Here is a 19594-nt window from a genome sequence, read left to right as displayed (position 1 = left end):
CCCGGAGAGCGTCATGAAATTCAGCATCAACAAATTCGAATATCTTTGCTATCGCCGTGAGCACGAAAAGGCGAGCCGTGAACTGCTTCAGCTGCTCAGCAAGATCGACCAGCATTACGGCATCCTGATGGACGTCGACGTCTGGGCTCAATCGAATGAAGCGCAGGACATCATGGACGATCACCTGCTCGCACGTCTCACGTCCGCGATTACGAGCCTCGTGACTGATCCGAAGTTCACGTTCTCCGACGCAGGTATCGTTCGCACGGCCTTGTTCCAGCGTTGGCTTGCCGCGATGTTTGCTGCGAGCCCATTCCGCAACGCCGATCATATTCTTCGCTCGCTTGGCGTCGACGAGCACGCGCGCAACGCCATCGAGCTGCGCAACAGCGAAGTCCGCAAGTTCCAGCTGTTTTATCTGCCCGAGTCGGAAGTCCGTCTCGACTGGGACGCGCTGTGGAAACTCGACAAAACGATGGCCGCATCTCTTGCGATGACGATCATGTCGTCGCGTTTTCTCGGCACGCCGTCGGCGCACCAGAAGCGCGAACTGCTGCTGCGTTGGTTGCCTGAGCGGCTGGAGCAGATCGACAGCATCGATTCGCTGCCGATGGGCGTCTTGCACGACGTCTACATGCACTGCAGCTACGCGGACATGGCAGCCAAGCACGACATCAAGAAGCCGATCAACGCGCTGATTCGCCGCAAGCTCGAGTCGCTAGGCATTACGGACGTGACGCGCACGGCTGCTCGTGTCGAGGGTGAGAAGCCGGTGCTCCTGGTCGTGCTTGAATGGTTCTCGAAGAACCATTCGATCTATCGCACGCATTCGCAGACGCTCGTCGCGATGCGTGACAAGTTCCACCTGATCGGCATGGGCTACGACGGCCGTGTTGACGACGCCGGCAAGGCTGTGTTTCATGAGTTCATTCCGCTGCAAGGCGCGAACGTGTGGGAAGCCGCGCGTCATGTGCGAGACACGAGCGAAGCGCGCAACGCGCAGCAGATGTACATGCCGAGCGTCGGCATGTTCCCGATCACGATGGTCCTCGCGTGCCTGCGCGTCGCGCCTTTGCAATTGATGGCGCTGGGTCATCCGGCCACGACACACGGTCATGCAATGGATTACGTCGTGGTCGAAGAAGACTATGTGGGCGACGAAGCATGCTTCAGCGAAAAGCTGTTGAAGCTGCCCTCTGACGGCATGCCGTATCGCGCGCCGGCAGCCATGCTAGAACTGGAACTGCCGGCTGAGAAAGAGCCGTCTAATGTCGTGAAAATTGCAGTGGCCGGCACGACGATCAAGCTCAACCCAGGTTTCCTGCACACGTGCGCAGCGATCGCCCGCGAAGCAAGCGTACCGGTGGAGTTCCATTTCCTGGTAGGTCAGGCGACGGGTCTCGTATTCCCGCAAGTGCGCAACCTGATACGTCGATTGCTTGGGAAAAATGCTGTCGTTCACAAGCATCAGGGCTACGCCGGTTATATGAAGGTGATCGCCGGTTGCGACATGTTCCTGAACCCGTTCCCGTTCGGCAACACGAACGGGATCGTCGATACGGTCTGGGCTGGGCTCGTGGGTGTCTGCAAGACAGGCCGCGAAGTGCATGAACATATCGACGAAGGTATGTTCCGCCGCCTCGGTTTCCCCGAGTGGACCATCACGAACACGAACGACGAATACAAGGCATCCGCGCTGCGTCTGATCGAAAACGCGCACGAACGCCGCGAGTTGGCCGCGGCAATGGCAGGCCCGAAGGCAATTGAAAAACTGATCTTCCACGGACGTCCGGAAATTCTGGGTGAGCGTATGCAAGCGTTGTGGCTCGACAAGCTGCATGGAGCGCAGTGAGACGAACATGAAAGAGACCAGCAAATCCGCTATGCGTCGCGCACGCGACCCGTCGTTCCAGCAGCACTACTTCGCGGGCAAAGGCATTGACATCGGCGCCGGCGACGACCCGCTGAACGCGCATGCACACGCCTTTCCGCGCGTGACGGAGATCGTGTCCTGGGACAAGGCGCAAGGCGACGCGCTTCGCATGGCGGGCGCACCGGACGCATCGTTCGACTTCGTGCACTCGAGTCATTGCCTCGAACACCTGGCCGATCCGTTTCAGGGACTGGCCAGATGGCTGGAACTGCTCAAGCCGGGCGGCTATGCGATCCTGACTGTTCCCGACGAAGATCTGTATGAGAAGGGCAAATGGCCGAGCCCGTTCAATCGCGAGCACAAGGTCAGCTTTACGATCTGCAAGCCGGAGAAAGCGCTGCCGGGCTCAGTGAACGTGCTGGATCTGGTGCGTGCATTCGCGCCGGTCGCGTCGTGCGAACGCGTAACTCTGGTGCGTGAGAATTACGATGAGCGGCAAGCGCATGTCGATCAGACAGCGCATGGCCTCGCCGAATGTGCGATCGAAATCGTGCTGCGAAAGCGCGCGGTACCGAGCGCGCGCGATCTGATGAACGTTGCGTCGAAGGCGCGAGACGCGCAGGAAAGTCTGCGTGCCTGGCGACTCGCCGTGAAAACGTATCCCTACCGTTTCGAGGTCTATCACGGTGCGATGCTTGCATGGTTGCGCTGGGATCTGATCGAAGATATCGACCGACTGTGGGCTCAATGCATCGAATGTCTGCCGGATCAGCATCTGCCGCGGCTCTATCACGCGTTGCACACCATCGCGCGAGGCAAGATACAGGAAGGTTTCCGCACGCGCGAATCGTGGATGAGCAAGTTCGGATGGCAGCGCCGCACGACAGTGCAACCGCCGTCGACGATTCGTGCCTGGTCCGGCGAGCCGCTCGGCGGAAAGTCGATCGTGATATGGAGCGAGTTCGGTCTCGGCGACGAAATCTTCTTCTTGCGATTCGCGCGTATTCTGCGTGAGCGATGTGGCGCGGCGCAGGTGTCGGTGGTATGTCAGGCACCGCTCGTGGCGTTGTTCGAGCGCTCGGGAGAGGCCGACACGGTGCTCAGCGTCGCGCAAGCCGCCGAGTTGCCGCCGCACGACTACTGGGTGTTTCCGCATGCGATTCCGGCTCACGTCGCGTTGGACCTCGAAGCGTTGCCGAAGTCGGTGCCATACCTGCACGCGCCGGGCACAACCGGGTTCGCTGCGTTGACGGAAAGTAAGAGCAAGCTGAAAGTGGGTGTCGTGTTCAAAGGCGCGCCGACCCATGAGAACGACAGGCAGCGGTCATTGCCGTCGCTTTCTATGCTGGACGACCTGTTCAAGGTAGATGACGCGGATTTCTTCAGTTTGCAGAAGGGCGCAGGTGCCGACGAAGCTGCGGCCTACGCGAAGCGCCTGCCGAACTTCCACGATGTCGGCGCTTCGCTGCGCACGATGGACGAGACCGCCAACGCGATCGCCGCGCTCGACGTCGTGCTGACCGTGGATACGTCGGTCGCGCATGTGGCGGCTGCAATGGGCAAGCCGGTGTGGTTGATGCTGCCGTTCTTCGGCGACTGGCGCTGGCACTACACGCGCAATGACAGTCCGTGGTATCCGACGATGCGTCTGTTCCGTCGGCTTCCGGGCGGCGACTGGTCGGAGGTAGTCGCACGCATTCGCGGCCGCTTGCTGATGGCGCTGACCTCGGGCCACGCAAACTTGTGATTACCCAGGTGTCCCTTCGAGCGACACAAAACAAACGGGCTCCCTTGGGAGCCCGTTTTGCATTCAGGTAAATCAATACACAGCGAACGCGGATTGCTCCCCTGCGCAACCCTTCATCCGTCTGTCCCAATCCTTCTGCGCGCAATCAGTTCCTTCGCATCGGCCAGTTTCTCCGCAAGCTCCGGCCCGCGCTTCAGCGCCACACCCACCGCGAGAATGTCGCCGATCGCAAGATGCGAAGTGCGCGAGGTCATCGGCGAAAAGATATCGGTGTCTTCGTCGATGTTGGCGAAAAGTCCTACCGACGCGATCCGCGCGAGCGGCGAGTTGCCATGCGTCACGGCAATCACTTTTGCGCCGCCGGCCACCGCCGACCTGGCTGCATCGACGATATCGCGCGTGCGCCCCGTGTTCGAAATCGCGACCACGACGTCGCCTTGGCCAAGCATCGCTGCCGACATCAGGAACGTATGCGGATCCGAGTAGGCGACGCTAGGCATTCCCAGCCGGAAGAACTTGTGCTGCATGTCGAGCGCGGTGATACCCGAACCGCCGGCGCCGTAGAACTCGATTCGCTTCGCTTGCGCGAGTACGTCGATTGCCGCCGCGACACTATCTGACGACAGATTGTTGCGCACCTGGATCAGCGCCCCGATCGTCCGGTCGAACACCTTGGCGGCGACGCCCGGCGCCGGTTCGTCCGCGCGTACGTCCCGATAAACGGCAGGTACTTCAGTCGCAATGCCTTGCGCGAGCCGGATCTTGAACTCGCGGAATCCCGAGAAGCCGAGCGCATGACAAAAACGCGCGATGGTCGGCTGGCTCACGCCCGCACGCGCGGCGACTTCCGTCATCGAAAGATCGAGCACCTCGCGCGGCGCCTCGATCACGTAATCGGCCAGCTTGCGCTCGGACGGGCGCAGCTGCTCGCGCATCTCTTCAACCTGGGACAGCATCATCGGAAATCTCGCACTATGCTGAAGAATGCGTGGACTATAACTGATTGCCAAGTATGTACAAAAACTACATGTGTGCCGTAGGTGTTATCCCTTAGCTCTCTGCTGAATGTCACGAAACAGCCGTCAGTAAGGCGTTGAGCGGGATTGCCGATGTCGCATTGCAGCAGGGATTCCGATTGCGAACGTGTAGTTTTTCTACTAACATTGCCGTCGTTGGTTGATTCGACTCTCCGCGATATCTATCTCGCATCATGTCCGCGCGCCCGCCGCCAGCGACGAAGGAGCTCCGATGGTTTCCCCGCATTTGCAATTGTTAAAGGTCACGCAGCGCGTGGTCGAACGCAGCAAGCCGACTCGCGAGGCGTACCTCGCACGCATTCACGAGGCGCAGGGCAGATTCCCGGCGCGCGGCGCGCTTTCCTGCGCCAATCTGGCCCACGGTTTCGCGGGTCTGGAAGGCAATGACAAACTCGTCATCAAGCAGATTCGCGAACCGAACATCGGCATTGTCTCCTCGTACAACGAGATGCTGTCGGCTCACGCGCCGTACAAAAACTACCCGGACATCATCAAGCAGGCCGCGCGCGAGAACGGCGGCGTCGCGCAGTTCGCGGGCGGCGTGCCGGCCATGTGCGACGGCATTACGCAAGGCAACGCGGGCATGGAGTTGTCGCTCTTCTCGCGCGAAGTCATCGCGATGAGCACCGCGGTTGCGCTTACGCACAACATGTTCGACGCGGCGCTGTGCCTCGGCATCTGCGACAAGATCGTGCCGGGCCTGTTGATCGGCGCGCTGCAGTTCGGCCATCTGCCGACCATCTTCGTGCCGGCCGGCCCCATGACGAGCGGTCTTTCGAACGACGACAAAGCCAAGACGCGCCAGCAGTTCGCGACCGGACAATGCGGTCGCGACGCGCTACTCGAAGCGGAAGCCGCCGCCTATCACGGCCACGGCACCTGCACGTTCTACGGCACAGCAAACAGCAACCAGATGCTGATGGAAATCATGGGCCTGCATCTGCCCGGCTCAGCTTTCGTGCATCCGCATACGCCGTTGCGCGACGCGTTGACCGCGCAGGCCGCGCGCCGCGTGCTCGATCTGACCGTCGAGCGCGGTCACTACATGCCGATTGGTCACGTGATCGACGAGAAAGCGATCGTCAACGGTATCGTCGCTCTGCTGGCGACGGGCGGCTCGACCAATCACACGCTGCACCTCGTCGCGATTGCGCGTGCCGCCGGCATCGTGATCGATTGGGACGACTTCGACACGCTGTCGCAAGCGGTGCCGCTGCTCGCGAAGATCTATCCGAATGGCAAGGCCGACGTGAATCATTTCCACGCCGCCGGTGGCGTCGCGTTCCTGGTGCGCAATCTGCTCGAAGGCGGCTTGCTGCATGAAGACGTCAACACGGTGGCGGGCAAGGGCCTTCATCACTACACGGAAGAACCGAAGCTGCTCGACGGCAAGCTGCAATGGGTTCCCGGCGTACAGGCCAGCGAAGACACCGCGGTGTTGCGCGGCATCAAGGAGCCTTTCCAGGCAGACGGCGGCCTGCGTTTGATGCAGGGCAAGCTCGGACGCGGCGTGATCAAGATTTCTGCTGTCGCGCAGCAGCATCGCAAGGTGAAAGCGCCGGCCATCGTGTTCGACTCGCAGGAAGCCGTGCAGGAAGCGTTTGATAACGGCGAGCTGAAGCGTGACTTCATTGCCGTGGTGCGTTTCCAGGGCGCGCGGGCAAACGGCATGCCGGAACTGCATCGTTTGACGCCGCTGCTCGGTGTGTTGCAGGATCAAGGTTTCCATGTTGCGCTGGTCACGGACGGGCGCATGTCCGGAGCGTCGGGTAAGGTGCCCGCGGTGATCCATCTGTCGCCGGAAGCACTGCTGCAAGGGCCGATCGGCAAGGTGCGCAGCGGCGACATGCTGGTGATTGACGCCGAAGCCGGCGTGCTCGACATCGAAATCGACCCGGCCGAATGGGCTGCGCGTCCGAACGCCGTGCCGCTGCATCAGGCGGAGAACGAAGTCGGTTTCGGCCGCGAGCTGTTTGGTGTGTTTCGCGCGGCGGCAGCGCCTGCGGAGCAGGGCGCGTCGGTGTTCGGGCCGATGGTGGGCGAACGTGCGACATCGCAAGGCGAGCACACCGCGCCTGCAGCGAACCATGTGGGTGAGTCGGGCGTGACTGTTGCGAGCACCACGCAGGCGGGGTAAGCGGTACCCGCCGCGTGAGTTGAGTGGCGCAGCAAATCGGACGAGGCAGGTACGAACCGGACCGTGTAGGTTGATCGACTAACGCGACTAACGCGACTAACGCGACTAACGCGACTAACGCGACTAACGCGACTGACCAGGCAGCTGACGAAGCGGATTGACCGGCACGTCCAGCTAAGCCGATTGACCAGCGGACTCGCCAGGCGAACCGAGTCGTCAGAAAAAACCGGCAATCAATCCAGCCAGCCAAGCGCGCCAACCGGCAGCTGGCAGAAACAAGGAGTTTGACAATGACGTCGAAAACAGTAAGCGATATCGTGCGCCTCGGTCCGGTGATTCCGGTGCTAGCGTTCGATTCCGCCGAGCAGGGCGAACACGTGTCGCGCGCATTGCATGCGGGCGGCGTGAAGGTGCTCGAAATCACGCTGCGCACGGCTGCCGGCCTGGAAGCGATTGAGCGCGCGAGCCACCTTGCCGATGACATCGTGGTCGGCGTCGGCACGATCACGCGACCCGAGCACTGCGCTCAGGCGAAGAAAGCAGGCGCGCAGTTCGGTGTCTCGCCGGGCCTCACGAAGGACATGCACAAAGCTGCGCAGGACGCCGGATTGCCGCTTCTGCCTGGCGTGATGACGCCGAGCGACATCATCACCGCGCTCGAACTCGGTTACGAGATCGTGAAGTTTTTCCCGGCGCAGCAAGCGGGTGGTGTGCCAATGCTGCAAGCTTTTCATGGCCCGTTCCCGACGCTGAAGTTTTGCCCGACCGGCGGCATCACCGCGGAAACCGCCACGCACTTCCTGTCGTTGCCGAACGTGGTGTGCGTCGGCGGATCATGGCTCACGCCGAAAGCGGCATTGGCCGCGCAGAACTGGGAAGAAGTCACGCGTCTTGCGCGCGCCGCAAGCCAGTTGGCCGCGCCCGCTCACTAGTTCTTATCCGCCGCATCTAGCCAGGTCAACGAGCCAGGAAAGCAAAAGCCTCGTCGATACAGCCGCTCTGGCTGTCGCGGCGAGGCTTCGTTGCAAATATGCTCGTTAGTTTCGCGGGCATTTCGAGACAACAAACAGTAAAATTCAGCGTCCGCGCGGTTCGCACAGTTCTGATGCGTGCCGTCGCCATGAGACGAGGTGGCTGCTGTCTTGCGCACCCACAATCAATAACGCAAAAAGGAGGAGCTTCATGGAAGCTGTTCACGGCAGCACGCTGCTGGTATTCGGGGTAATCGCCATTGCCTTGCTGATCTTGTTGATCACGCGCTACAAGGTGTATCCGTTCCTCGTTCTGATCATCGTGTCGCTGCTGCTCGGGCTCGCGTCCGGCATGCCGATGGCGACCATCGTCAAATCGTTCGAAACGGGCAACGGCAACACGTTGGGTCACATCGCGGTGGTGGTGGGGCTCGGCACCATGCTTGGCAAGATGATGGCCGAATCGGGCGGCGCCGAACGCATCGCCACGACGCTCATCAACTGGTTCGGCGAGAAGAATATTCACTGGGCGATGATGGTCGTCGCGATCATCGTCGGTCTGCCGGTGTTCTTTGAAGTCGGCTTCGTGCTGCTGATTCCGATTGCCTTTAACGTCGCGAAGCGCACCAATAAATCGCTGCTGCTGGTCGGCCTGCCGATGGTCGCGGGTCTGTCCGTCGTGCACGGGCTGATTCCACCGCATCCGGCCGCAATGCTCGCGGTGCAGCAGTATCACGCCGATATCGGCAAGACGATCGCCTATGGCCTGATTATCGGCGTGCCGACGGCTATCGTCGCCGGTCCGCTGTTTGCGCTGCTGATCAGCCGCTACGTCAAGCTGCCGCAAGAAAACGCACTGGCCGCGCAATTCCTCGGTCACGACGACGCGGCGAAGAACGGTGCAACGAACACAGCGCCGAAGCGCGAACTGCCGAGCTTCGGCATCACGCTCTTCACGGTTCTGCTGCCTGTGATTCTGATGCTGGTGGGTAGCTGGGCAGACCTCGTGTTCACGCCGAAGACCTTGCCGAACGACCTGCTGCATTTCGTCGGCAACTCGGACGTCGCGCTGCTGATCGCGGTGCTGGTCAGCTTCTGGACCTTCGGTGCAAGCCGTGGCTTCAATCGCGATCAGATCCAGAAATTCTGCGGCGAATGTCTTGCGCCGATCGCGGGCATCACGCTGATCGTCGGCGCGGGCGGCGGTTTTGGGCGCGTGCTGATGGATAGCGGCATTTCGAAGGAAATCGTTGCTGCAGCCACCGCAGCGCACTTGTCGCCGTTGCTGTTCGGCTGGCTGGTCGCGGCGTTGATCCGTCTTGCTACGGGTTCGGCGACGGTCGCAATGACCACTGCCTGCGGCATCGTCGCGCCAATCGCGGCGGCAAGCGGTGTGCAAGTGAAGCCGGAACTGCTCGTGCTGGCAACGGGCTCGGGCTCGCTGATTTTCTCGCACGTGAACGACGGCGGTTTCTGGCTGATCAAGGAATACTTCGGTATGACGGTGGGGCAGACCTTCAAGACATGGTCGCTCCTCGAGACCATCATTTCGTTGATGGGTTTGGGCTTGACCTTCGCGCTAGCGGCGGTCCTGTAAGGAGTTTTTGATGATTTTGATCGCAATGGGCGTGTCGGGCGCCGGCAAAACGAGAATTGGCGAGATGCTGGCGGAACGCCTGCACTGCGCGTTCACCGACGGCGACGCGTTCCACAGCGCCGCCAACAAGGAGAAGATGCACCACGGCATTCCGCTCACCGACGAAGACCGGTGGCCGTGGCTCAAAACTATCCGCGCCGCGATCGAAGAAAAGCAGAAGGCGGGCGAGACAGCGGTGTTCACATGTTCGTCGCTGAAACGCTCGTATCGCGACATTCTGCGCGACGGCGACAAGGACGTGTGCTTCGTCTATCTGAAGGGCTCGCGCGAGGTGTTGGAACAACGTCTGACCACGCGTACCGGGCACTTCTTCGATCCGTCGCTGTTGCAGAGCCAGCTCGACACCCTCGAAGAGCCGGGGCCAGACGAAGCAGTGACGGTGAGCATTGAACTGTCGCCGGAACAGATCGTGGACGAGGTGTTGAAGCAGGTCCAACAACGGTAAGCTCCGGCGCAGTGTTTGCCGGTTAGATGAAAAAAGCCGCTCGATCGAGCGGCTTTTTCTTTTGACCTGCAGAACGACGAAGGCTTTTAGCGGATGCGCTTCGCCAGTTCGACGGCCTTGCCGATGTACGAACCCGGCGTCATGGCAAGGAGGCGGTCTTTCGCGTCTTGCGGAATGGCCAGGCCACCCACGAACGTTTGCAACGCCTCGCGCGTGATGCCCTTGCCGCGCGTCAATTCCTTCAACTGCTCATACGGATTCTCAATGCCGTAGCGGCGCATCACCGTTTGCACCGGTTCGGCCAGCACTTCCCAGCAATTGTCGAGGTCTTCGTTCAGGCGTTGTGCGTTCACTTCGAGCTTGTCGAGACCGCGGATCAGCGAGTCGTACGCGAGCAGCGAGTAACCGAACGCGACCCCCATGTTGCGCAGCACCGTGGAGTCGGTCAGGTCGCGCTGCCAGCGCGAAACCGGCAGCTTGTCGGCGAGATGTCGCAGCGTAGCGTTTGCGAGCCCCAGATTGCCTTCGGAGTTTTCGAAGTCGATCGGGTTGACTTTGTGCGGCATCGTCGACGAACCGATCTCGCCGGCCTTCGTGCGTTGCTTGAAGTAGCCGACCGAAATGTAGCCCCACACGTCGCGGTCGAGATCCAGCAGGATCGTATTTGCGCGCGCGACCGCGTCGAACAGCTCGGCCATGTAGTCGTGCGGCTCGATCTGGATCGTGTACGGATTGAATGCAAGCTTCAGACGCTGTTCGACCACTTCACGCGAGAACGCTTCCCAGTCGAACTCCGGATACGCCGACAGATGCGCGTTGAAGTTGCCGACCGCGCCGTTCATCTTGCCGAGCAGTTCGACCTTCGCGATACGGTCGATCGCGCGTTCGAGGCGCGCGGCCACGTTGGCGATCTCCTTGCCGAGCGTGGTCGGGCTGGCCGGCTGGCCATGCGTGCGCGAGAGCATCGGCTGCTCCGCTTGCGCGTGAGCGAGCGCAACGAGCTTCTGATGCACCGTGCGCAGCGCCGGCAGAATGACGTGTTCGCGGGCGCCCGCAAGCATCAGGCCGTGCGACGTGTTGTTGATGTCCTCCGACGTGCACGCGAAGTGGATGAACTCGCTCGCGCGCTCCAGTTCTTCCTGACCTTTGACCGATTCCTTCAGCCAGTACTCGACCGCTTTCACGTCGTGATTCGTCACGCGCTCGATTTCCTTGATGCGCGCGGCGTCGTGCGCGGTGAAGCGCTCGGCCAGTTGCAACAGGAATTGCTCGGAGGCATCGGAGAAGCGCGGCACTTCCGCGAAACCCGCGCGCGAAAGGGCGATCAGCCAATGGATTTCGACCGTCACGCGATTGCGCATGAACGCGGCTTCCGAGAGCCAGTCGCGCAGGGCTTCGGTTTTCGACGCATAGCGTCCGTCGAGCGGAGAAAGCGCATTCAGCGCGAACAGGGTGTCGGGGCGGGTGTCGGACATGATGGCGGCTGGCTCTGGGCGTTGAGCGCTCACTAAACTAACGGTGAGCGGATCGGAACGGAAGGGAACCGCGAATTTTACCACTAGAGCGGCATCCGCCCGGAGCGCCGGCCGCCGGAGCGCCGGCCGCCAGCCTTCATTGAACGTTCCGCGACTAAAGGCTGCGACGCTCAAGCCGGCGAGCCTTCGTAGCAAGGGAATAGCGTAGGCAGGATGAACGAAGGCATCGAGTAGCGCGAGAAACAGCGCGACGTCGAGCCCGGATGCACGATATGCAGGCAACTCGCCTGCGGATCGTCCGCGGCAATGACTTTGCGGCCTGCTTCAACCACGGGCCGGATAAAACTCTCGTCGTCGCACAAATCGATATCGTCGAAGGCGGACACCGCAGCCAGCGCCTTTTCGTACACGTATGAGAAGCCATAGAACAGCACGAAGTCCGCGCCTATCTGCATTTTTTCGTGGAACTCCACATGACTGACCGACTGCCCGCTCAGTTCGTAATGCAGGCCGACTTTCGCGTTGAGGTCCATATAGCCGAAGAATCGCGTGTGCGGCGCATACATGAAAAAGCCCGACAGCTTGACGAGATCCGCGCGGTTTTCACGCATCGTCGTAACCATGTGGGCGAGGTAATGCGGCGCATAGTGGTCGTCGTCGTCGAAATGGGCGATCACCGTACCGCGCGCTTCGCCGATCAAAAAGTTACGCTTTGAGCCGATCGACATTCGCGCCGGCGAATGGAAATAGCGAACGCGTGCATCCTGCGAAGCCCGCGCCAGCAGATACGCGCTCGGCACGGCGCTGTCATCGAGAATCAACCATTCCCAGTCGACTCGCTGACGCAACACGCAGCGCGTGATGGCAGGCAGCAGGTGCTCGCGATTGGCGGTCGGCGTGATGATCGAAACGAGTGGCGGCATGGGCGAGGCCGCGTTGCGCGGCAAGGTGAGTAGATGGTTCGACCGATGTGTGCCGGCCGTGTCCGCGGTGGCGGTGTAGCGCGACGAGGGTTGACCGCCCGCGTCGCGCGCCGACGCAAGATAGCGATGCGCGGCGCGCGGGCCTATCGGCAAAATCCGATTTTTTGACGAAGCTGCGATAAAGCATTCGCCGCCAACGCCGGCGCCGCTGCGACACCCACTAGAATGCTGACTTCTTCTTTCTCGCCGGCAGCAGGCTTCGCATGGAACTGAAATGGCTGGAAGACTTCGTTTCGCTCGCGGAAACGCGCAGCTTCAGCCGCTCGGCTGAGTTGCGTCATGTCACGCAGCCGGCGTTCTCGCGGCGCATTCAGGCGCTCGAGGCGTGGCTCGGCACCGAATTGATCGACCGCTCGGTTTATCCGACGCGGCTCACGGCGGCGGGGCAGGTCTTCAACGAGCAGGCGCTCGCGATGCTGTCGCAGTTCCACGAAGCCCGGGCGCTCCTGCGTGGCCATACAGCGACGCCGCAAGCGACCATTGAGTTCGCCGTGCCGCACACGCTGTCGCTCACGTACTTCCCGCGCTGGCTTCAACGCATCGAGGCGCAGATGGGCCCGATCCATACGCGACTGCGCGCGCTCAACGTGCACGACGCGGCGCTGTCGCTGGTGGAAGGCGGTTGCGATCTGATGATGGGTTATCACCATCCCAGTCACCCAGTCGCGCTCGATCCCGGCCGCTACGACATGCTGACGCTAGGCAACGAGCCGATCAGCCCATTCTCCGCGCCGGGGCGCGCAGGCCGGCCGCGTCATACGTTGCCGGGAACAGCCGAAGCGCCCACGCCGTATTTGTCGTACACGCCGAATGCGTATCTCGGGCGCATGACCGAGGTGATTCTCGCGAACGCGCAAGAACGCCTCTATCTCGACCGGCTCTACGAAACCGACATGGCGGAAGGCCTCAAGGCGATGGCGCTGGCCGGTCATGGCATCGCCTTCCTGCCGCACAGCGCGGTGGAAGACGCGGTCGCGGACGGCAAGCTGATCCGGCTCGACCGCGGTACGCGCGGCACGCCCGAAGGCCAGCTCACGCTGACGATGGAAATTCGTCTGTACCGGGACAAGCTGGCCGCGAAGAGCGACGACGCGCGACAAATCCTCGTGCGGCAGTTGTGGGACGTGGTGTCGGAAGAACTCGCGCACGGCAGCGCTTGAAGCGACCCGTTACCAACCTGCTTGCCTACGACGCAAATTTGCGGCTTTTCGCGGGTTATGCAAAAAAAACATAATCGGATAAGGAAACGGCATTGGATTTCAAAACGGCGTTTTTCGACAATGCTGCTATTCGAACAACGCCGGAGCGTTCATGTCTTCCCAGCAGCAAGTCGCACAATCTGCCTCAACGTTGCAGTCCGTTCCCTCCTACCTGAATAGCGAAGACCTCGGCCCTTGGGGTAACTACCTGCGCCAGGTCGACCGCGTCGCGCCGTACCTCGGCTCGTTGTCCCGCTGGCTCGAAACCCTGAAGCGCCCCAAGCGCATCCTGATCGTCGACGTGCCTATCGAACTCGATAACGGCACCGTCGCGCACTTCGAGGGCTACCGCGTGCAGCACAACGTGTCGCGCGGTCCGGGCAAGGGCGGTGTGCGTTATCACCAGGACGTGACGCTGTCGGAAGTGATGGCGCTGTCCGCGTGGATGTCGGTGAAGAATGCTGCGGTGAACGTTCCTTACGGCGGCGCGAAGGGCGGCATCCGTGTCGATCCGCGCACCTTGTCGCGTGGCGAACTCGAGCGCATGACGCGTCGCTATACCAGCGAAATCGGCATCATCATCGGACCGAACACCGACATTCCCGCGCCGGACGTGAACACGAACGAGCAGATCATGGCGTGGATGATGGACACGTATTCGATGAACCAGGGCCAAACGGCGACCGGCGTCGTGACCGGCAAGCCCATCACGCTCGGCGGTTCGCTCGGACGCCGTGAAGCGACGGGGCGCGGCGTGTTCGTGGTCGGTTGCGAGGCGGCGCGCCGCATCGGCTTCGACATCGAAGGAGCTCGCATTGCCGTGCAAGGTTTCGGCAACGTCGGCGGGATTGCCGCGCGTCTGTTCCAGGAAGCGGGCGCGAAGGTGGTCGCGGTGCAGGATCACACGGGATCGCTCTACAAGTCGACCGGTATCGACGCGGTTGCGTTGCTCGATCACGTCGCGAAGACGGGCGGCGTCGGTGGTTTCCCTGAAGCCGACGCAGTCACGAATGAAGAATTCTGGACCGTCGAATCCGACATCCTGATCCCGGCTGCGCTGGAAAACCAGATTACCGAAAAGAATGCCGGCAAGATCAAGACGAAGATCGTCGTGGAAGGCGCAAACGGCCCGACCACGACGGCGGCCGACGACATCCTGCACGATCGCGGCATCCTCGTCATTCCGGACGTGGTGGCCAACGCAGGTGGCGTTACGGTGTCTTACTTCGAGTGGGTGCAGGACTTCTCGAGCTTTTTCTGGACCGAAGACGAGATCAATCAGCGCCTCGAACGCGTGATGCGCGAAGCATTTGCCGCTGTGTGGCAGGTGTCGAGCGAGCAGAACGTGTCGGTGAGAACGGCGGCGTTTATCGTCGCGTGTAAGCGGATTTTGCAAGCGCGCGAAATGCGCGGCCTGTACCCCTGATCGCGGGTTGTAACTGCAGGAAACGGCGGGTCTGTTACCTTACTGATCCGTCGCGCATTTCACGTGAATGCGCATGCTCGAACGCGATCCACAAGAGCGCGTGTTTTGCCCGGCGGGCGGCATCGTTACGATGCCGCCCGCCTTTGTATATGCCGAAACCCCGGCCTACTGTGCGAAGCGCCGCCAGGCAATAGCGGCGTGCGCGCAACAACAATGGTTTATAGCCATACTTTCAGAATAATTACTTTGCTAAACTGGCGCCGGTTCTTGCCAAGGAGATCAAACATGAAGGTTAAAAAAGCTGCGCTGCTGCTCGCGACTCTCGGACTGTTTACGGTTGGCGCGCACGCGCAAGACGCCGGTACGCTGAAGAAAATCAAGGACACGGGCGTTATTTCGCTGGGTCATCGCGAATCGTCGATTCCGTTTTCGTACTATGACGACAAACAGAACGTCATTGGCTATTCGCAGGAATTCGCACTGAAGGTGGTTGACGCAGTCAAGCAGAAGCTGAACATGCCGAACCTGAAGGTGAAACTGACGCCGGTCACGTCGCAAAACCGTATTCCGCTGGTGCAGAACGGCACCGTCGACATGGAATGCGGCTCCACCACGAATAATGCAGAGCGCCAGCAACAGGTGGCGTTCTCGAACACGATCTTCGTGATCGGCACGCGTCTGATGACCAAGAAAGATTCGGGCATCAAAGACTGGGCCGACCTGAAGGGCAAGACGGTCGTCACGACCGCCGGCACCACCTCCGAGCGCCTGCTTCGCAAGATGAATCAGGACAAGAGCATGGGCATGAACATCATCAGCGCGAAGGACCACGGCGAGTCGTTCCTGACGCTGTCCACCGGTCGCGCTGCTGCCTTCATGATGGACGACGCGCTGCTCGCCGGCGAGCGCGCAAAATCGAACACGCCCAACGATTTCGTGATCGTCGGCGCGCCGCAATCGCATGAAGCTTACGGCTGCATGCTGCGCAAGAACGATCCGGAGTTCAAGAAGGTTGTCGACGACGCAATCGCGAAGGTCGAAACTTCGGGCGAAGCCGATCAGATCTACAAGAAGTGGTTCGAAACGCCGATTCCGCCGAAGGGCCTGAACCTGAACTTCCCGGAAAGCGACGACATCAAGGCGCTCTTCAAGAGCCCGAATGACAAGGCGATCGACTAAACCTTAGCTGTTTTTTTGAAACGCTGAACGAAACGGAAGGGGCCACGCGCTTCTTCCGTTTCTTTTTGCTGGAGTCTTGGTCATGTCATATCACTGGAACTGGGGCATTCTGCTGAGTCCGGTCTCCACCGGCGAGCCGACCACCTATCTGGGCTGGCTGCTGTCGGGCTTTTGGGTGACGATTACCGTGTCGCTGTCGGCATGGGTGATCGCGTTGATCGTCGGTTCGTTGTTCGGCGTGCTGCGCACGGTACCGAACAAATGGGCGTCGGGCATCGGCACGCTCTACGTCGCTATTTTTCGCAACATCCCGCTGATCGTGCAATTCTTCATCTGGTATCTGGTGATACCCGAATTGCTGCCGGTCTCGATGGGCACCTGGTTCAAGCAACTGCCGCCTGGCGCGCAGTTCTTCTCGTCGTCGATCATCTGTCTCGGGCTCTTTACCGCCGCGCGCGTGTGCGAGCAGGTGCGCTCGGGCATCAACGCATTGCCGCGCGGGCAGCGCGCCGCGGGTCTCGCAATGGGCTTCACGCAATGGCAGACGTACCGCTATGTGCTGCTGCCCGTCGCGTATCGGATCATCGTGCCGCCGCTCACGTCGGAGTTCCTGAATATCTTCAAGAACTCGGCGGTGGCGTCCACAATCGGTCTGCTGGATCTGTCCGCTCAGGCACGCCAACTCGTCGACTACACGTCGCAGACGTATGAGTCGTTTATCGCGGTCACGCTGGCCTACGTGCTGATCAATCTGGTCGTGATGCAACTGATGCGCTGGGTCGAAGCCAAGACCCGGTTGCCCGGCTATATCGGAGGCAAGTGATGCACCACTTCGACTGGAGCGGTATTCCGGGTGCACTGCCCACGCTGTGGACCGGCGCGGTCGTCACGTTCAAGATCACGCTCATCGCGATCGTGATCGGCATTGTCTGGGGCACGGTCCTCGCCATGTTGCGGCTGTCGTCGTTCAAGCCTTTCGAGTGGTTCGCGAAGGGTTATGTGACGATTTTCCGCTCGATCCCGCTGGTGATGGTTCTGCTGTGGTTCTTCCTGATCGTGCCGCAGGTGCTGCAGAACGTGCTGGGCCTGTCGCCGGATATCGACATTCGTCTCGCGTCCGCGATGGTCGCTTTCTCGCTGTTCGAGGCGGCGTACTATTCCGAGATCATCCGCGCGGGTATTCAGTCCGTGCCGCGCGGGCAGGTCAACGCGTCGTTCGCGCTCGGCATGAACTACGCGCAGTCCATGCGTCTCGTGGTGCTGCCGCAGGCGTTCCGTGCAATGGTGCCGCTGCTGCTCACGCAAGGCATCGTGCTCTTTCAGGATACGTCGCTCGTCTACGTGATCAGCCTCGCCGACTTCTTCCGCACCGCCACGAATATTGGCGATCGTGACGGCACGAATGTCGAAATGGTACTGTTCGCGGGCGCGTGTTATTTCGTGATCTGCGTGATCGCGTCGAGCCTCGTCAAAGGTCTTCAGAAAAAGGTCGCAAGATGATCTCTATCAAGAATGTTTCGAAGTGGTACGGCCAGTTTCAGGTACTGACGGACTGCACGACGGAAGTCAAAAAAGGTGAAGTGGTCGTGGTGTGCGGACCGTCGGGTTCGGGTAAGTCGACGCTGATCAAGACCGTCAATGGTCTCGAGCCGTTTCAGAAGGGCGAGATCGTCATCAACGGTCAATCGCTGACTGACAAGAAAACCAATCTGTCGAAGCTGCGTTCGAAGGTCGGCATGGTGTTCCAGCACTTCGAACTGTTCCCCCATCTGTCGATCGTGCAAAACCTCACGCTCGCGCAAATCAAGGTGCTCGGCCGCTCGAAAGACGAAGCGTCGGCGAAGGGACTGAAGCTGCTCGATCGCGTCGGTCTGCGCGCACATGCGGACAAATTTCCGGGCCAGTTGTCGGGCGGTCAGCAGCAGCGTGTGGCGATTGCGCGCGCGTTGTCGATGGATCCGATCGCGATGTTGTTCGACGAACCCACGTCGGCACTCGACCCGGAAATGATCAACGAAGTGCTCGACGTGATGGTCGAACTTGCGCAGGAAGGCATGACCATGATGTGCGTGACGCACGAAATGGGTTTTGCGAAGAAGGTCGCGCATCGCGTGATCTTCATGGACAAGGGCTTGATCGTGGAAGACGACCGCAAGGAAGACTTCTTCGCCAATCCGAAGTCCGATCGCGCAAAGGATTTTCTCGCGAAAATCCTGCACTGAGATTGCGAGTGTCGCGTCGTTTCGCACGCGACCTGCCCTCAAGGGCCGCAACAAAAAGCCGCTCGAAAGAGCGGCTTTTTTTATCGCTGAAACGCGGCTGAAACGCTGCTGATTCGGCTGTGATCAGGATTCGAACGCCGCGGCGTCGTCCGCTGCTTCGAGATCGACCTCGACTTCCATGGTGGGGGCGGCCGGCGCCGACGCCGCAATCGTACTCGCCGAAGCGGACGCATCCAGCGCGGGATTGCGCAGCTTTTCCAGCACCGAAGCCGGCACAGGCACATTGACGCGGCCAATTACGTCGCCGTGCTGGAACATCAACAGATCGCCGGGTTCGAACGCGCTCCACACTTCGTTGTCGGTCAGCGGCTGCGTCGCGATCACTGCAACGCGGTCTTCGGGCGTGGTGTATTTGGCGAAGTCGATCGAGACGTCGGCGTCGACCAGATGCGCGGTCGAAAAAGGCCAGCGCCGCACGATGTAGTGCAGATGCGTCGAGCAATGCGCGAACAGCGCCTGGCCATTCGACATCAGAAAATTGAACACGCCGAACTGCGTAATCTCGCGCGTAAGTGTTTCGAGCGCGGCGAAGAGTTCATTGAGCGGCGGTTGCTGCGCGCCGGGAAACGCCTTGCGCAAGCCTTCGAGCAATGCGCAAAAAGCAAGCTCGCTGTCCGTCGTGCCGACTGGCTGATAGACGCCCGAGAGTACCGGCGAAAAGTCTTTCAAATCGCCGTTGTGCGCAAAGATCCAGTGGCGCCCCCACAGTTCGCGCATGAACGGGTGACAGTTTTCAAGCAGGATGTGCCCTTGCGTCGCCTTACGAATATGCGCGATCGTGTTCTTCGACTTGATCGGATAGCGCTTGACCATTTCGGCGATCGGCGAGGTGGCCGACGATTGATGGTCGATGAACAGGCGACATGCTTTGTCTTCGAAGAAGGCGATGCCCCAGCCGTCGGCGTGGTGGTCGGTGACGCCGCCGCGCGCCGCAAAGCCGGTGAACGAGAACGTGACGTCCGTCGGCGCGGCGCAGTTCATTCCGAGAAGTTGGCACATGTTGCGGGTAAGCCTGTGAACGGGGCGAGCCGTTACAATGATGATTGTTCAAGCATATCACCGAGCCAGAAACGCCAAATAGCAAAATAGACGTGTGTTCAGGCCGCAACACGGCGGTTTGACCTCATTGTTGGCGCATTGCTCGCATTTTCAGCTGCCCCTGTTCCGCTCTCGCTCTCCTCTC

Annotated in this window: 17 protein-coding genes; 13 read left to right on the top strand and 4 right to left on the bottom strand. The window is 60.7% G+C overall.

Translation table 11 applies throughout. The features are described from left to right. Positions 1 to 13: 13 nt before the first annotated feature. Both ACTJLB_RS08635 and ACTJLB_RS08630 read left to right on the top strand, forming a co-directional pair. Positions 14 to 1852, top strand: coding sequence for a peptide transporter (locus tag ACTJLB_RS08635; RefSeq protein WP_408473600.1), 1839 nt, complete (start codon positions 14 to 16; stop codon positions 1850 to 1852). Positions 1853 to 1859: 7 nt separating this feature from the next. Continuing rightward, positions 1860 to 3620 (top strand): methyltransferase domain-containing protein, encoded by a 1761-nt coding sequence (locus ACTJLB_RS08630; RefSeq protein ID WP_440783015.1) that lies wholly within the window; start codon positions 1860 to 1862, stop codon positions 3618 to 3620. Positions 3621 to 3733: 113 nt separating this feature from the next. On the opposite strand, the gene ACTJLB_RS08625 is transcribed toward ACTJLB_RS08630, so the two are convergent. Then, positions 3734 to 4579, bottom strand: coding sequence for a MurR/RpiR family transcriptional regulator (locus ACTJLB_RS08625; RefSeq protein WP_087752256.1), 846 nt, complete (start codon positions 4577 to 4579; stop codon positions 3734 to 3736). Between the two features lie 289 nt (positions 4580 to 4868). Here ACTJLB_RS08625 and edd point away from each other — a divergent pair, with 289 nt between their 5' ends. The 4 genes from edd to ACTJLB_RS08605 all read left to right on the top strand — a co-directional run bounded on the left by edd (position 4869) and on the right by ACTJLB_RS08605 (position 9867). Then, entirely contained in the window at positions 4869 to 6794 is a 1926-nt protein-coding gene (gene edd / locus ACTJLB_RS08620) for a phosphogluconate dehydratase (protein ID WP_440783014.1), read from the top strand. Between the two features lie 290 nt (positions 6795 to 7084). Then, positions 7085 to 7726: a bifunctional 4-hydroxy-2-oxoglutarate aldolase/2-dehydro-3-deoxy-phosphogluconate aldolase gene (gene eda, locus ACTJLB_RS08615; RefSeq protein ID WP_020069319.1), complete on the top strand. Its 642-nt coding sequence runs from the start codon at positions 7085 to 7087 to the stop codon at positions 7724 to 7726. Between the two features lie 250 nt (positions 7727 to 7976). Further along, on the top strand, positions 7977 to 9362 hold the full coding sequence (locus tag ACTJLB_RS08610; protein WP_020069318.1) for a GntP family permease: 1386 nt from the start codon (positions 7977 to 7979) through the stop codon (positions 9360 to 9362). Between the two features lie 10 nt (positions 9363 to 9372). Beyond that, complete coding sequence (locus tag ACTJLB_RS08605; protein ID WP_020069317.1) at positions 9373 to 9867, top strand: gluconokinase; 495 nt, start codon at positions 9373 to 9375, stop codon at positions 9865 to 9867. Between the two features lie 86 nt (positions 9868 to 9953). Here the strand turns inward: ACTJLB_RS08605 and purB are convergent, their stop codons facing one another. Continuing rightward, entirely contained in the window at positions 9954 to 11342 is a 1389-nt protein-coding gene (purB, locus tag ACTJLB_RS08600) for an adenylosuccinate lyase (RefSeq protein WP_020069316.1), read from the bottom strand. Between the two features lie 170 nt (positions 11343 to 11512). Continuing rightward, positions 11513 to 12265: a glycosyltransferase family 2 protein gene (locus tag ACTJLB_RS08595; RefSeq protein ID WP_440783013.1), complete on the bottom strand. Its 753-nt coding sequence runs from the start codon at positions 12263 to 12265 to the stop codon at positions 11513 to 11515. Positions 12266 to 12528: 263 nt separating this feature from the next. Between ACTJLB_RS08595 and ACTJLB_RS08590 the strand changes: the two genes are divergently transcribed. The 7 genes from ACTJLB_RS08590 to ACTJLB_RS08560 all read left to right on the top strand — a co-directional run bounded on the left by ACTJLB_RS08590 (position 12529) and on the right by ACTJLB_RS08560 (position 18351). Further along, complete coding sequence (locus ACTJLB_RS08590) at positions 12529 to 13485, top strand: LysR family transcriptional regulator (RefSeq protein ID WP_310067409.1); 957 nt, start codon at positions 12529 to 12531, stop codon at positions 13483 to 13485. A 151-nt stretch (positions 13486 to 13636) separates the two neighbouring features. Further along, positions 13637 to 14950 carry a Glu/Leu/Phe/Val family dehydrogenase gene (locus tag ACTJLB_RS08585; protein WP_020069313.1) on the top strand — a complete coding sequence of 438 codons (1314 nt, stop codon included), beginning with the start codon at positions 13637 to 13639 and terminating at the stop codon, positions 14948 to 14950. 73 nt (positions 14951 to 15023) lie between these two features. Continuing rightward, positions 15024 to 15191 carry a hypothetical protein gene (locus ACTJLB_RS08580; RefSeq protein ID WP_354460456.1) on the top strand — a complete coding sequence of 56 codons (168 nt, stop codon included), beginning with the start codon at positions 15024 to 15026 and terminating at the stop codon, positions 15189 to 15191. Between the two features lie 44 nt (positions 15192 to 15235). After that, the gene (locus tag ACTJLB_RS08575) at positions 15236 to 16129 is read left to right on the top strand and encodes a glutamate/aspartate ABC transporter substrate-binding protein (protein WP_020069312.1); all 894 of its coding nucleotides are present in this window, start codon (positions 15236 to 15238) and stop codon (positions 16127 to 16129) included. 82 nt (positions 16130 to 16211) lie between these two features. Beyond that, on the top strand, positions 16212 to 16952 hold the full coding sequence (locus tag ACTJLB_RS08570) for an amino acid ABC transporter permease (RefSeq protein WP_020069311.1): 741 nt from the start codon (positions 16212 to 16214) through the stop codon (positions 16950 to 16952). After that, on the top strand, positions 16952 to 17629 hold the full coding sequence (gene gltK / locus ACTJLB_RS08565) for a glutamate/aspartate ABC transporter permease GltK (protein ID WP_020069310.1): 678 nt from the start codon (positions 16952 to 16954) through the stop codon (positions 17627 to 17629). The genes ACTJLB_RS08570 and gltK overlap by 1 nt, the downstream gene beginning before the upstream one ends. Then, positions 17626 to 18351, top strand: coding sequence for an amino acid ABC transporter ATP-binding protein (locus ACTJLB_RS08560; protein ID WP_020069309.1), 726 nt, complete (start codon positions 17626 to 17628; stop codon positions 18349 to 18351). The genes gltK and ACTJLB_RS08560 overlap by 4 nt, the downstream gene beginning before the upstream one ends. Positions 18352 to 18474: 123 nt before the next feature. On the opposite strand, the gene ACTJLB_RS08555 is transcribed toward ACTJLB_RS08560, so the two are convergent. Next, entirely contained in the window at positions 18475 to 19410 is a 936-nt protein-coding gene (locus ACTJLB_RS08555; RefSeq protein ID WP_288825151.1) for a class II glutamine amidotransferase, read from the bottom strand. Positions 19411 to 19594: the final 184 nt, after the last annotated feature.

Source organism: Paraburkholderia sp. 22098, assembly GCF_052045935.1.
Lineage (GTDB): Bacteria > Pseudomonadota > Gammaproteobacteria > Burkholderiales > Burkholderiaceae > Paraburkholderia > Paraburkholderia caledonica.
The sequence above is the reverse complement of the archived record's forward strand: the minus strand, read 5'-3'. Positions and strand labels throughout refer to the sequence as shown.